We start from the raw sequence: 13,922 nt of genomic DNA, 5'->3' as shown, positions 1-13,922 counted from the left end.
AGGTAATATCTATTTTTTTAAGTCAGGATTAACTAACGGGGCAATTACCGTTAAAAGATCTGTCGCCAGCATACCGCGCGTTCCTTGCGAAAGAGCCAGTCTGTCGGCGGCGGCACCGTGAACCACCGTGCCCGCGCAGGTTGCCGTATACAGAGAAAGTTTTTGTGCCAGCAGGCCGCCAATGATGCCGGAGAGCACGTCACCCATCCCGCCGGTCGCCATACCCGCGTTACCGACATCGGCCAAGGCCAATGGCCCGCCGTCTTGGGAAATCAAACTGCCCGCGCCTTTTAAGACCACAACGCCGCCATAGCGTTCTGACAATTTACGCGCAGCAAGTAAGCGGTCACTTTCAATCTCTTTCACTGAACATCCGAGCAAACGGCTGGCTTCGCCGGGATGAGGCGTCAACACGCGATTTTGCCGTTTCTGCGGTGTGATTGCCAGTAAGTTAAGCGCATCGGCATCGAACAAGGCGGTTTTTTGGCTTTCCGTCACTTGTTTGAAGGCATTTTTGCCCCAGCTGTTCTGCCCCAACCCAGGCCCGAGCACCACCACGTCGGCCCACTCCAGACCTTCGGCCAGCGATTTTTCATTCAGCTCCTGCACCATTAGCTCTGGTCGGGCGGTGAGCAAGGGGCCAAGATGCTGTTTGTGAGTGAGTACTCGCACCATGCCAGCACCTACGCGCAGCGCGGCCTCGGCGGCCATTCTTATGGCCCCGGCAAAGCCAATATCGCCGCCGACCACCAGCAAATGGCCGTGATCGCCTTTGTGCGAACAGGGGCGTCGAGGGTGCAACCAGTCAGCAAGCTGGCTTGCGTCGAGCCGCTGCAATACCGGCGGATGGCCGCCCAGCCAGCTTTCCAGCCCGAGGGGGTCACAGTGCAGCTTGCCAACGTGGTCCCGCGCCTTGCCGGTCAATAAGCCCGGCTTCAGGGCGATAAAGCTAATCGTCACCTCGGCATTCACCGTCTCCCCTTCTGCCGCGCCGGTGGCGGCGTTCAGGCCAGAGGGGATATCCAGCGCCAGCACCGGCGCAGGGTGCTGATTAATAGCGGCGATTAATCCGTCATAGGGCGCGCGCGGGGCAGACGACAGCCCGGTCCCCAGCAGGCCATCAATAATCAAATCAATATCTTCTGGCCAACTGGCTTCAGCACTCAGCGTGTGCCCGCCCGCCTTCTGCCAACCTTGTTGCGCCATCTGAGCTTCTTCAGGCAGCGGCTTTTTGCCGTCCACCGCCAGCAGCGTCACCTGTAAACCCGCCGCCTTGGCAAGCCGGGCGATCTCATAGCCATCCCCGCCGTTGTTGCCATGCCCACACAGCACCAGCCAGTGTCTGGCAGCAGGAAACTCGGCGCGAGCCAGAGAAAAAGCCGACGACGCCGCACGTTGCATCAGTGTAAACAAAGAGATACCGGTTTCCCGCGCAGCCTGAGACTCGGCCTGCCGCAGCCAGTCTGCGGAAAAGACAGAATATGGTAAACTCGCCGCGTTACGTTTTTCACTTTGGTTAGTCATGACACTCCCTCTCGATCTCATTCAGCTGGCCCAACTTATCAAGCAGTGGGGCCAATCTCTAGGCTTCCAGCAGGTCGGTATTTGCGATACCGATTTATCGGCTGAAGAACCGAAATTACAAGCGTGGTTGGATAAACAATACCACGGTGAAATGGATTGGATGGCTCGCCACGGCATGCTGCGCGCCCGTCCGCACGAGCTTTTGCCCGGCACCTTGCGGGTGATCAGCGTGCGCATGAACTATCTGCCCGCCAAAGCCGCCTTCGCCAAAACCTTGAATAACCCCGAGCTGGGCTATGTCAGCCGCTACGCCTTGGGGCGCGACTATCACAAGGTTTTACGCCAACGCCTGAAGAAATTGGGCGAAAAAATCCAAGACTATTGCACGGAACATGCTGATTCGACGGCGATTGATGGCTCGGATCAGCATGGCACACAAATTTCATTTCGGCCTTTTGTCGATTCTGCTCCCATCATGGAGCGTCCGCTGGCGGAAAAAGCCGGGATTGGCTGGGTTGGTAAGCACTCACTGATATTAAATCGTGAAGCCGGATCGTGGTTCTTCCTCGGCGAACTGCTGATTGATTTGCCGCTGCCGGTGGATAAGCCGCAGGAGGAGCAGTGTGGGCGCTGCGTGGCCTGCATGACGATTTGCCCGACGCAGGCGATTGTCGCGCCCTACACCGTGGACGCCCGCCGCTGCATTTCCTATCTGACTATCGAACTCGAAGGCGCCATTCCCGAAGAATTCCGCCCGCTGATGGGCAACCGCATCTACGGCTGTGATGACTGCCAGCTGATTTGCCCATGGAATCGCTACTCGCAACTGACTGATGAAGATGACTTTAGCCCGCGCGCCGCGCTGCACGCGCCGGAGCTGATCGCCCTGTTCGGCTGGAATGAAGAGAAGTTTCTGCGCATCACCGAAGGTTCGCCGATCCGGCGCATTGGCCATCTGCGTTGGCTACGCAACATTTCAGTGGCACTGGGCAATGCGCCTTATGCAGAAAATGTGCTTTTGGCCCTGCAATCTCGCCAAGGGGAAAATAGCCTGCTTGATGAGCACATTGAGTGGGCTATCGCGCAGCAGCTGCAAAAACGGAGTGAAAACCAAGTCGAGGTGCAATCTTCGCAGAAGAAACGTCTGATTCGGGCGGTGGAAAAAGGCTTACCGCGCGACGCATAAGGCGGGATTTGAATTGTAATATTGTGAAGTTTTTATCTGTGCATAAAAATAAAAATGCTTTGCCAATCAAGTGCAAAAAAAAGAGCAAGTGATCGTCATAACGTTTACTCATATATTTATTTTGTTAAAAATCAAACAGTTATTTTTTAACAAGAAATAGCGATGGAAAAACGCACTGTGCGAAAACCAAACGAAATCTGTGGATAAGTCTGTTAAAGAAGTTACTACAAAGGATGTAAAGTGATGACGTAACGCGCCTGTAAGTGGCGTGGTGTCTGGCTTAGATATGAAGTGGATAATTTGGAGCGGGAAACGAGACTCGAACTCGCGACCCCGACCTTGGCAAGGTCGTGCTCTACCAACTGAGCTATTCCCGCATTGAGATACTTGACGTATCGCGCTGTTAACTGGTTTGTTGGAAAACCACAGCGTTACTTCTGAGAGATGAAACTTTTTGGAGCGGGAAACGAGACTCGAACTCGCGACCCCGACCTTGGCAAGGTCGTGCTCTACCAACTGAGCTATTCCCGCGTCACATGGTGGTGCTTTTACTAGGTAAATCTGAAACTTAAAATTTGGAGCGGGAAACGAGACTCGAACTCGCGACCCCGACCTTGGCAAGGTCGTGCTCTACCAACTGAGCTATTCCCGCTCTGCGCACTCAACGAAATTCTTCATCGGTACGGGGTGCGCATTATACGAGAAATCCTTTCCCTCGCAAGCCCCTGAAAGCAAAAAATCGCGTTTTTTGTTTAAGTGCCGATTAAAACAACAAACCGGCGATTTAATCGGCAAAACGGCGCAATATTCTCTCCAACCTCTCGCAATGCTCTGTTAATCCGAAAGTAAAAATAATTTGCGCCGCTGAGCCAGACAATCTTAATTCTGGATGAAGTGCTCGCGGTAATAGGCTAACTCAGCCACCGACTCACGGATGTCATCCAGCGCCTGATGGGTATTTTGCTTTTTAAATCCGCTCAGAATCTCCGGCTTCCAGCGACGAGCCAGCTCTTTCAGCGTGCTGACATCCAGATAGCGATAGTGGAAGTAGGACTCCAGCTCAGGCATGTACTTGAACAGGAAGCGTCTGTCCTGCGCCACGCTGTTGCCGCAAATTGGCGATTTACCCTCTGGCACCCACTGGCGCAAGAATTCAATGGTCTTCAACTGCGCGGCGTTGTCATCAAAGGTACTGGCTTTCACGCGTTCAACTAGGCCACTGCCGGTGTGGGTGCGCACATTCCACTCGTCCATCAGCGCCAGTTGGGCATCTGACTGGTGAACCGCCATGACGGGACCTTCGGCCAAAATGTTCAGGTTCGCGTCAGTGACCAGCGTTGCTATCTCAATGATGCGATCGCGTTCAGGGTCAAGTCCGGTCATTTCCAGATCGATCCAGATTAAGTTGCTGTCATTTCCTGCCATGTTATTTCCTGTTACCTGCCTGACGCGGGTGCTGTTACACCAACAATCAGAAGTTTATGAGAGACGCCTCGAGTAACCGCCGGCCAGCAACGGTTAATAAATACAAAATAGCTGGTATCATAGACGTTTTGGTCGCAACGAGCGATTAAAGCCAGTCAAGTGAGGCGCAGTGACTAAGTCAAAACTGTCTAAAGGGCAACAACGTCGCGTACAGACTAACCACCAGCGTCGTCTGAATCAGACCGACAAACGGAAAGAGCTGGACGACTCCCTGCATGGCGAACCGCAAGACGGCGTGGTGATCAGCCGTTTCGGGATGCATGCGGACGTTGAAGCGGCCGACGGCAGCCAACATCGCTGCAATATCCGCCGTACCATTCGTTCTCTGGTAACTGGCGACCGCGTCGTATGGCGCGCTGGCGAGAATACCAGTGTTAAAGGCATCGTCGAAGCCGTGCATGAACGCACCTCGGTGCTAACCCGTCCTGATTTCTACGACGGCGTAAAACCTATTGCTGCCAACATCGATCAGATTGTGATCGTCTCCGCCATTCTGCCGGAGCTGTCGTTAAACATTATCGACCGTTATCTGGTCGCCTGTGAAACGGTGGAAGTTGAACCATTGATTGTGCTGAATAAAATTGACCTGCTTGATGATGAAGGTCGTAAATTTGTTCAGAGCATGATGGATATCTATCGTCGGATTAACTACCGCGTGCTTGAAGTGTCCAGCCAAACGGGTGAAGGCATGCCAGCCTTCGAAACGGCGCTGACCGACCGAATCAGCATCTTTGCCGGTCAGTCGGGCGTGGGTAAATCAAGCCTGCTCAACGCGCTGCTTCAGCCAGAAGAAAAACAGATTCTGGTTAACGAAGTGTCTGATAACTCAGGCCTTGGTCAGCACACCACTACCGCGGCGCGCCTGTACCATTTCCAGAAAGGCGGAGACGTTATCGACTCCCCGGGCGTGCGTGAATTTGGTCTGTGGCATCTGGCCCCAGAGCAGATCACCCAAGGCTTTGTGGAATTCCGCCCTTATATCGGCCACTGCAAGTTCCGCGACTGCAAACACGGCAGCGATCCGGGCTGTGCGATTCGCGACGCCGTAGACAAGGGTGAAATTGCCGAAGAGCGTTTCGACAACTACCACCGTATTCTGGAAAGTATGGCTGACGTAAAAACGCGTAAAAACTTCGATGCCTTGTGATGGGTAACAGGTTGAATTAACAACCTATTGAGTGTCTGGCGGCTTCTTGCCGTGTTGAAGACATGATTTACCCTAGTTACAATCCGCGCCATCAACATGTCGCATCATCAACATGTTATCGCCATGACCTGATGCGGCACTTTGCCGCATCGTCGTGATTAGCGGCTTATGGCTCTCTGGCGGACTCCGCTCACCTTGAGCAACCTGCCTATTTTTTTGCGTGCCGAATGAATCGGCGCGATGACATTACCCAAGAGGTTCCCCGTGCTGGACAGTATCAAAATCAAACTTCAATACTTACTTCCGAAACAAGGGCTGACCCGTCTTGCTGGCTGGGGCGCAGAAAAACGCGCTGCAACCCTGACTCATTGGGTTATCAAGGGCTTCGCACGTTTCTACAAAGTAGACATGAAAGAAGCCCAGAACCCAGACCTTAAATCCTATGCCACTTTCAACGAATTCTTTGTTCGCCCGCTGCGTGACGGCGCGCGCCCGGTCGTCAGTGGTTTGGATATGCTGGCACTGCCAGCCGACGGCGCAGTTAGCCAGTTGGGCGCCATTACCGACGGCAAACTGTTCCAAGCCAAAGGCCATTTCTACTCTCTGGAAGCTCTGCTAGCAGGCAATTACCAGTTGGCCGAGCAGTTCAAAGATGGCCACTTCGCCACCATCTATCTGGCCCCGCGCGACTATCACCGCGTGCATATGCCGTGCGACGGTACCCTGCGTGAAATGATTTACGTGCCGGGCGACTTGTTCTCCGTAAACCCCCTCACCGCCGCCAATGTGCCAAACTTGTTTGCACGTAACGAACGTGTGATTTGCCTGTTTGATACTGAATTCGGCCCAATGGTGCAGATTCTGGTCGGCGCCACCATCGTCGGCAGCATTGAAACCGTGTGGGCTGGCTGCGTGACGCCTCCGCGCGAAGGCATCATCAAGCGCTGGACTTACCCAGCGGGGGGCGAAGAAGGGGCGATCACGCTGGAAAAAGGCCAAGAAATGGGCCGTTTCAAGCTGGGTTCAACCGTGATCAACCTGTTTGCGCCGGGCAAGATCACCTTCATGCCGCAGCTCAGCAATGGCACCGTGACCCGCATGGGCGGCGCATTTGCTGAAGGCGTGCGTCTGACATCGGCCGCTCAGCCAGAGCCTACGCCCGTCGTCGAGGCTGTGGTAGCCACGGTCGTCGAAAAAGAAGTGACCCAAGAAGTGGTAGCAGAAAGTGAAGAACCTCAACCAGCGGGTATGGCTCAGGCCGGCGTCACCAAACCTGCCACGCCGCCGGAAGAGATCTAACACCGTTCTCAGCCCCATTTTAAAAGGAAATATCGAGTGCGCCTGATACCTGCGTTACTGATGAGTTTATTGCTGGCCCTGCCGTTAGTGTCTACCGCAGCGCCGACGGAAGATCAGCTCAAACAAGATCTGAAGCAGGCCGAATCCAATAAGGAAATGGCCAATCAGGCGCAGGTTGTTGAAGCGTTACAGAATGCCCTTAACTGGTTGAGCGAAGCGCGGGCCTCCACGGGTCGCGCCAACCAATACCAGAAAGTGATCGATGATTTCCCTAAATTAACTCAGAGCCTGCGCCAGGATTTGCAGGCTCAGGGTGATTCTCCCCTGCCCGTCGACAGCGATATGACGGCGGCACAGCTCGACCAGCAGATTTTGCAGGTCAGCAGCCAGCTTTTGGAAGAAGCGCGCCAGCTAAGGCAGGAGCAGGATCGCTCGCGGGACATCAGCGACTCATTAAGCCAAATTCCCCAGCAGCAATCTGAAGCCCGCAACGCGCTGGCCGACATTGAACAGCGTCTGCAATCCACGACCAGCGACGGCAACTCTTCGTCGCTGGCTCAGGCACAGCTTAGCGCCCTGCAAGCCGAATCAGCGGCGCGCAAAGCCAAAGTGGACGAGTTAGAACTGGCCCAGCTGTCGGCCAATAACCGCCAAGAGCTGTCGAGAATGCGCGCCGATTTATACAAAAAGCGCCATGACCGCCTCGACCAGCAGCTGCAAACCCTGCGCAACAATCTCAACAGCCAGCGCCAGCGCGAAGCCGAGCAGGCGCTGGAGAAAACCGAACAGCTGGCCGAGCAGAGCGGCGAGCTGCCTTCCTCCGTCACTAAGCAATTGCAGGCCAACCGCGAGCTGTCGCTGGCGCTCAACCAGCAAGCTCAGCGTATGGACCTCATTTCATCCCAGCAGCGTCAGGCGGCGACGCAGACGCTACAGGTGCGTCAGGCACTCAGCACCATCCGCGAACAGGCCCAATGGCTTGGGCAATCCAATTTGCTGGGGGAAACGCTGCGGGCGCAGGTCGCCAAGCTGCCTGAAATGCCAAAACCTCAGCAACTTGACCGCGATATGGCCGAGCTGCGCGTTCAGCGTCTGCACTACGAAGACCTGTTAGACAAGCAGTCCAGCTTCAGTCAGGCGCTACAGGATGACGGTTCGAAGCTGACCTCGGCTCAACAGAAGATTCTGGATGCCCAGCTGCGCACCCAGCGCGACCTGCTCAACTCCCTGCTGTCAGGCTGTGATTCACAAATTCTTGAGCTGACCAAGCTGAAAGTGGCAAACGGCCAGCTGGTTGAAGCGCTGAATGATATCCACGAAGCCGCGCACCGCTATCTGTTTTGGGTCGCCGATGTCAGCCCCATTACCTTTGCTTACCCGCTGCAACTGGCGCACGACCTGACCCGCCTGCTGTCGCTGGATACCCTCTCCCAGCTGAGCAGCGCCTTTATGATGATGGTGACCAGCCGCGAGACGCTGATCCCCCTGTTTGCCGCGCTGATTCTAGTTATCGTCAGTATTAGCTCGCGCCGCCACTACTACGCGTTCCTTGAGCGCGCCAGCAGCCGCGTGGGCAAGGTGACCCAAGACCACTTCTCGCTGACGCTGCGCACCGTTTTCTGGTCGATTCTGGTCGCCCTGCCGCTGCCGGTGCTGTGGGCGGCGCTGGGTTTTGGCCTGCAAAGCGCCTGGCCCTACCCCATCGCGGTGGCGATTGGCGACGGCGTCACTGCCACCCTGCCAATCCTGTGGGCCTTTATGATCAGTGCCGCCTTGGCACACCCGCAGGGCTTGTTCATTACTCACTTTGGCTGGTCGCAGCGCGCGGTGTCGCGAGCAATGCGTTATTACATGATGTCCATCTGGCTCATCGTGCCGCTGATCATGGCGCAGATAACCTTCACCAATCTTAACGACCGCGAGTTTTCCAATACCCTTGGCCGCCTGTGCTTCGTTCTGCTCTGTCTGGCCCTGTATCTGGTGACCCATAGCCTGAAACGCGCCGGGATCCCGCTCTATCTGGACAAGAAAGGCAATGGCGAAAACGCCGTGAACAATGCCCTGTGGTGGATGCTGCTGGGCGCGCCGCTGCTTGCCGCCCTGTTCTCGCTGCTGGGCTATCTGACGACGGCGCAGGCGCTGCTGGCAAGGCTTGAAACCTCGGTGGCTATCTGGTTCGTGCTGCTGGTGATTTACCATATTATCCGCCGCTGGATGCTTATCCAGCGCCGACGCATCGCCTTTGAACGCGCCAAGCAGCGCCGCGCTGAGATGCTAAGCCAGCGCGCCCGTGGGGAAGAAGAGTCGCAGCAGTCGAGCAATGAAGGGGCAATTGAGATCGAGGAGCCGGTGGTGGATCTGGATGCGATCAGCGCCCAGTCGCTGCGTCTGGTGCGTTCGATCCTGACCATGATTGCCTTTGTGCTGGTGATCTTCCTCTGGTCGGAAATCCACTCGGCGTTCTCCTTCCTGGAAAACATCCACCTGTGGCAAGTCTCCTCGGTGGTGCAAGGGGTTGAGAGCATGCAGCCGATCACCCTCGGCGCAGTGCTGATCGCCATTCTGGTGCTGATCATTACCACCCAGTTGGTGCGTAACTTACCGGCCCTGCTCGAGTTGGCGCTGCTGCAACACTTGGATCTCACGCCGGGCACTGGCTACGCCATCCTGACCATCACCAAGTACGTGCTGCTGATCATCGGTGGCGTCAGCGCCTTCTCCCTACTCGGGATCGAGTGGGCCAAGCTCCAGTGGTTGATCGCCGCGCTGGGTGTGGGTTTGGGCTTTGGTCTACAAGAGATCTTCGCCAACTTCATCTCTGGCCTGATCATCTTGTTTGAGAAACCGATCCGCATCGGCGACACCGTCACCATCCGTAACCTGACGGGCAGCATCACTAAGATCAACACTCGCGCGACCACCATCGCGGACTGGGACCGTAAAGAGATCATCGTGCCTAACAAAGCCTTTATCACCGAGCAGTTCATCAACTGGTCGCTGTCTGACTCTGTTACCCGCGTGGTGCTGACCGTTCCGGCACCGGCGGAAGCCAACAGTGCGGAAGTCACTGAGATCTTGCTCAACGCCGCGCATCGCTGCCAGCTGGTACTGGATAACCCAGCGCCAGAAGTCTATCTGGTTGATTTGCAACAGGGGATTCAGATTTTCGAGCTGCGTATGCACGCCGCTGAAATGGCCCACCGTATGCCGCTGCGCCATGAGATCCACCAGCTGATTCTCGCTGGCTTCCACGAGCACGGCATCATTCTGCCATTCCCACCTTTCCAAGTGCGGATGGAGACGTTGCGTCGGGCGCAAAATGGCAGTAATGCCACTTTCACCACCTCGAGCGGCAACTCGATGACCAGCAACAGTTCACGCTCGCCGGGCGATTTGTAAGCCCGTCTTGATGCCACGAAAAAGGCCAGCAATCTGCATTGCTGGCCTTTTTTATTGCCTATCGGGAAGGATCGCCGTTTTAGGCTCTCATCACCGGGAAGGCCAAAATTTCACTCAGGCTATCCGCGCCAAGTGCAATCATGATCAAACGGTCAACGCCCAGGGCCACGCCAGAGCACTCAGGCATGCCGTGCTGCAACGCTCCCAACAGATTATGGTCGATAGGCTGCACCGGCAGGCCACGGGCCGCGCGTTTGCGATTATCCTGCTCGAATCGCTGCTGCTGCTCGCGTCCGTCAGTCAACTCGCGGAAACCGTTCGCCAGCTCCACGCCTTTGTAATAGACCTCAAAACGCTCGGCTACGCGGTGATCTTCCGTGCTGATCTCTGCCAGAGAGGCCTGCGTCGCCGGGAAGTGATAGACAAAGGTCGGCTTGTCGCGGCCAATGTGCGGCTCCACGCCCATGGTGAACAGCAGCTGTAGCAAGGTGTCGCGGTCTTCTTCGGTATCGGCAATGTTGGATAAATCCAGTTTCGCCGCCGCTTCACGCAGTTGGGCCTTGTCGGCCGACAGCGGGTCGACGTCCAAATGGCGGGTGAAAGCCTGCTGATAGGAGAGTGTCTCAGCCGACTCGCAGTCCAGCACCTGCTGCAACAGGTCATCAACCTCGTTCATCAGGCGATACATGTCATAGCGCGGGCGATACCACTCCAGCATGGTGAACTCGGGGTTATGATGACGCCCGGCTTCCTCGTTGCGGAAGCTCTTGCCCATCTGATAGATCGGGCCACTGCCCGCCGCCAGCAGGCGCTTCATGTGATATTCCGGGCTGGTCATCAAATAGAGCGTCATGCCATCGGCCGCGCCAGGGCCAACAAAGCGCGTCTCGAAAGGCACCAGATGAATATCCGTGACCGTCGCCTGGCTCATCGCCGGGGTTTCTACTTCTAATACGCCACGATCAGCGAAAAAACGTCGAATCTCGGCAATGATTGCCGCGCGCTTCAACAAATTGGCGATAGGAGCACTGGGTTGCCAGCTTGCTGTTTCGCTCATGGTGCTTAACTCCGAAGTTCAAAAGGGGGTGCAGTCTACCCGTATACACAGAGGCAAACAAATATCTCATTCTGTGTCATAAAACAGCAACAGAAGTTATAGAAAGCCAAAAATCAGCGTTCACATCAAATTTCAGCTACTCCTCTTTAGGTATAATTAAACCCACACAAATAATAAGAATATATAGCTCTGAGCCAGAGCCTGCATGCCATCAGAGTCAACAAGGCCATCATTAATGTTGGCTTTTCAACAGGCTAAGACGCCTGACACATGATGATAGTGGAGGAATGCAGTGCAAACCTTTAACGCCGACATTGTAATAGTAGGTGCAGGTGGCGCGGGTTTACGCGCGGCCATAGCTGCAGCAGAAGCCAATCCCAGCCTCAACATTGCGCTGATATCGAAAGTTTATCCAATGCGAAGCCACACAGTGGCTGCCGAAGGGGGCTCCGCCGCCGTAACTCAGGATCATGACAGCTTTGCCTATCACTTTCAGGATACCGTTTCCGGGGGTGACTGGCTGTGTGAGCAAGACGTCGTTGACCACTTCGTCCACCAATGCCCAGAGGAGATGGCCCAGCTCGAAATTTGGGGTTGCCCGTGGAGTCGCAAAGACGATGGCTCTATCAACGTGCGGCGCTTCGGCGGAATGAAAATAGAACGCACCTGGTTCGCTGCTGATAAAACCGGTTTCCATATCCTCCACACTCTGTTCCAAACCTCCCTCAAATATCCACAAATCAAACGATTCGACGAACATTTCGTCCTCGACATCTTGGTCGACGATGGCCGGGTACACGGCGTGGTCGCTATCAACATGATGGAAGGCCAAAAGGTGCAAATTCGCGCCAACGCGGTGGTGATGGCCACCGGCGGCGCGGGCCGCGTATACCGCTATAACACCAACGGCGGCATTGTGACCGGCGATGGCATGGGCATGGCGCTGCGCCACGGCATCCCGCTGCGCGACATGGAGTTTGTGCAGTATCACCCGACCGGCCTGCCCGGCTCCGGCATTTTGATGACCGAAGGCTGTCGCGGCGAAGGCGGCATTCTTATCAACAAAGAGGGCTACCGCTACTTGCAGGACTACGGCATGGGGCCGGAAACGCCACTCGGCGAGCCGAAGAACAAATATATGGAACTCGGCCCGCGCGACAAGGTGTCTCAGGCCTTCTGGCACGAATGGCGAGCAGGAAGAACCGAGTCCACGCCGCGCGGAGACGTGGTTTATCTCGACCTGCGCCATCTGGGCGAAAAGAAACTGCGCGAACGCCTGCCGTTTATCTGTGAATTAGCCAAAGCCTATGTCGGCGTCGACCCGATCAACGAACCCATCCCGGTTCGCCCGACCGCGCACTACACCATGGGCGGCATTGAAACCAACGCCCAGTGCGAAACCCGCATCAAAGGGCTGTTTGCCGTCGGCGAATGCTCGTCGGTCGGCCTGCACGGCGCCAACCGCCTCGGCTCTAACTCTCTGGCGGAACTGGTGGTATTTGGCCGCATGGCGGGGGAACAAGCCGCGCTGCGCGCCACGGAGTCCGTTTCTATCGCCAACAGCGCCGCGCTGGATGCACAGGTGGCTGACATCGAAAAACGCCTACAGGCGCTGATGGCGCAGGAAGGCGATGAAAGCTGGGCGACGATCCGCGACGAAATGGGCATGTCGATGGAAGAAGGCTGCGGCATCTACCGCACGCCGGAATTAATGCAGAAAACCATCGATAAGCTGGCCGAGTTAAAACAGCGCTACAAACGGATAAAAATCAAAGACACCTCAAGCGTGTTCAACACTGACCTACTCTACACGCTGGAGCTGGGCTATGGCTTGGACGTGGCGGAATGTATGGCGCACTCGGCTTTCCACCGCAAAGAGTCGCGCGGCGCGCATCAGCGCCTTGATGAAGGCTGCACCCAGCGCGACGACGAAAACTTCCTCAAACATACGCTGGCCTTTTATCAGCCGGACGCCGCGCCGCGTCTTGAGTACGGCGATGTGAAAATCACCACGCTGCCACCGGCCAAGCGCGTTTACGGCGGTGAGTCAGACGCTCAGGATAAAAAAGATAAGGAGCAATCCCATGGCTGAAATGAAAAGCCGCAAGGTTGAGATCATGCGTTATAACCCGGAAACCGACAGCGCGCCGCATCCGGTGATTTATGACGTGCCTTTCGATGAAACCACCTCGCTGCTGGATGCCCTCGGCTACATTAAAGATCACCTCGCAGCCGACCTCTCCTATCGCTGGTCGTGCCGCATGGCTATCTGCGGCTCGTGCGGCATGATGGTCAATCGGGTGCCCAAGCTGGCCTGTAAAACCTTCCTGCGCGAATACCCGGAAGGCATGCAAATTGCCGCCTTGGGCAACTTCCCGATCGAGCGCGATTTGGTGGTCGACATGACCCATTTCATCGAAAGTCTGGAAGCCATCAAGCCCTATATCATCGGCAATTCGCGCGACGCCAGCCAAGGTCCGGGCAACCAAACGCCGGCCCAGATGGAGAAATATCACCAGTTCTCCGGCTGCATCAACTGTGGCCTGTGCTATGCCGCCTGCCCGCAGTTTGGCCTCAACCCTGAGTTCATCGGCCCGGCGGCGATCACGCTGGCGCATCGCTACAATCTGGACAATCGCGACCACGGCAAGGCGCAGCGAATGCCGCAGCTCAACGGCCAAAACGGCGTCTGGAGCTGTACCTTTGTCGGCTATTGCTCGGAAGTCTGCCCGAAACATGTCGACCCCGCCGCGGCTATCCAACAGGGCAAAGTGGAAAGCTCGAAGGACTTCATGATTGCGAGGCTCAGACCGCAATGAGGGAAC

The 13,922-nt window shown here is 56.0% G+C and carries 9 protein-coding genes and 3 tRNA genes; 6 read left to right on the top strand and 6 right to left on the bottom strand.

Annotated features, from left to right (window positions below; genetic code table 11):
- Positions 1 to 9: 9 nt before the first annotated feature.
- On the bottom strand, positions 10 to 1,524 hold the full coding sequence (gene nnr, locus V2154_RS00535) for a bifunctional ADP-dependent NAD(P)H-hydrate dehydratase/NAD(P)H-hydrate epimerase (RefSeq protein ID WP_353500638.1): 1,515 nt from the start codon (positions 1,522 to 1,524) through the stop codon (positions 10 to 12).
- Here nnr and queG point away from each other — a divergent pair.
- On the top strand, positions 1,523 to 2,710 hold the full coding sequence (queG, locus tag V2154_RS00530; RefSeq protein ID WP_353500637.1) for a tRNA epoxyqueuosine(34) reductase QueG: 1,188 nt from the start codon (positions 1,523 to 1,525) through the stop codon (positions 2,708 to 2,710). The two genes, nnr and queG, sit on opposite strands and share 2 nt — an antisense overlap.
- A 301-nt stretch (positions 2,711 to 3,011) precedes the next feature.
- Here queG and V2154_RS00525 read toward each other — a convergent pair.
- The 4 genes from V2154_RS00525 to orn form a co-directional block, all read right to left on the bottom strand.
- Positions 3,012 to 3,087: transfer RNA gene (locus V2154_RS00525), tRNA-Gly, on the bottom strand.
- Between the two features lie 78 nt (positions 3,088 to 3,165).
- Positions 3,166 to 3,241 (bottom strand) — tRNA-Gly (locus tag V2154_RS00520).
- A gap of 45 nt (positions 3,242 to 3,286) precedes the next feature.
- Positions 3,287 to 3,362 (bottom strand) — tRNA-Gly (locus V2154_RS00515).
- A 227-nt stretch (positions 3,363 to 3,589) separates the two neighbouring features.
- Positions 3,590 to 4,135: an oligoribonuclease gene (gene orn, locus V2154_RS00510; protein ID WP_034795138.1), complete on the bottom strand. Its 546-nt coding sequence runs from the start codon at positions 4,133 to 4,135 to the stop codon at positions 3,590 to 3,592.
- A gap of 169 nt (positions 4,136 to 4,304) precedes the next feature.
- Here orn and rsgA point away from each other — a divergent pair, with 169 nt between their 5' ends.
- The 3 genes from rsgA to mscM all read left to right on the top strand — a co-directional run bounded on the left by rsgA (position 4,305) and on the right by mscM (position 10,040).
- Positions 4,305 to 5,342 (top strand): small ribosomal subunit biogenesis GTPase RsgA, encoded by a 1,038-nt coding sequence (gene rsgA / locus V2154_RS00505; RefSeq protein WP_353500636.1) that lies wholly within the window; start codon positions 4,305 to 4,307, stop codon positions 5,340 to 5,342.
- Between the two features lie 264 nt (positions 5,343 to 5,606).
- A complete protein-coding gene (gene asd / locus V2154_RS00500) occupies positions 5,607 to 6,641 on the top strand; it encodes an archaetidylserine decarboxylase (RefSeq protein WP_353503876.1) in 1,035 nt (344 codons plus the stop codon).
- Positions 6,642 to 6,677: 36 nt separating this feature from the next.
- Positions 6,678 to 10,040 (top strand): miniconductance mechanosensitive channel MscM, encoded by a 3,363-nt coding sequence (mscM, locus tag V2154_RS00495; protein ID WP_353500635.1) that lies wholly within the window; start codon positions 6,678 to 6,680, stop codon positions 10,038 to 10,040.
- 79 nt (positions 10,041 to 10,119) lie between these two features.
- Here the strand turns inward: mscM and epmA are convergent, their stop codons facing one another.
- Positions 10,120 to 11,097, bottom strand: coding sequence for an elongation factor P--(R)-beta-lysine ligase (gene epmA / locus V2154_RS00490; protein ID WP_353500634.1), 978 nt, complete (start codon positions 11,095 to 11,097; stop codon positions 10,120 to 10,122).
- Between the two features lie 292 nt (positions 11,098 to 11,389).
- On the opposite strand from epmA, the gene frdA reads away from it, so the two are divergent.
- A complete protein-coding gene (gene frdA / locus V2154_RS00485) occupies positions 11,390 to 13,189 on the top strand; it encodes a fumarate reductase (quinol) flavoprotein subunit (RefSeq protein ID WP_353500633.1) in 1,800 nt (599 codons plus the stop codon).
- The gene (locus V2154_RS00480; RefSeq protein WP_353500632.1) at positions 13,182 to 13,916 is read left to right on the top strand and encodes a succinate dehydrogenase/fumarate reductase iron-sulfur subunit; all 735 of its coding nucleotides are present in this window, start codon (positions 13,182 to 13,184) and stop codon (positions 13,914 to 13,916) included. Before frdA ends, V2154_RS00480 begins: the two co-directional genes overlap by 8 nt.
- Positions 13,917 to 13,922: the final 6 nt, after the last annotated feature.

Origin of the sequence: Ewingella sp. CoE-038-23, from assembly GCF_040419245.1 — a bacterium.
Lineage (GTDB): Bacteria > Pseudomonadota > Gammaproteobacteria > Enterobacterales > Enterobacteriaceae > Ewingella > Ewingella allii.
This window is presented reverse-complemented; position numbering and strand designations above follow the sequence as displayed.

What these genes read in the sequence shown, in the direction of transcription:
- queG (WP_353500637.1), top strand. Translation starts at nt 1,523, where the DNA reads ATGACACTCCCTCTCGATCTCATTCAGCTGGCCCAACTTATCAAGCAG.
- nnr (WP_353500638.1), bottom strand. Translation starts at nt 1,524, where the DNA reads ATGACTAACCAAAGTGAAAAACGTAACGCGGCGAGTTTACCATATTCT.
- orn (WP_034795138.1), bottom strand. Translation starts at nt 4,135, where the DNA reads ATGGCAGGAAATGACAGCAACTTAATCTGGATCGATCTGGAAATGACC.
- epmA (WP_353500634.1), bottom strand. Translation starts at nt 11,097, where the DNA reads ATGAGCGAAACAGCAAGCTGGCAACCCAGTGCTCCTATCGCCAATTTG.
- V2154_RS00480 (WP_353500632.1), top strand. Translation starts at nt 13,182, where the DNA reads ATGGCTGAAATGAAAAGCCGCAAGGTTGAGATCATGCGTTATAACCCG.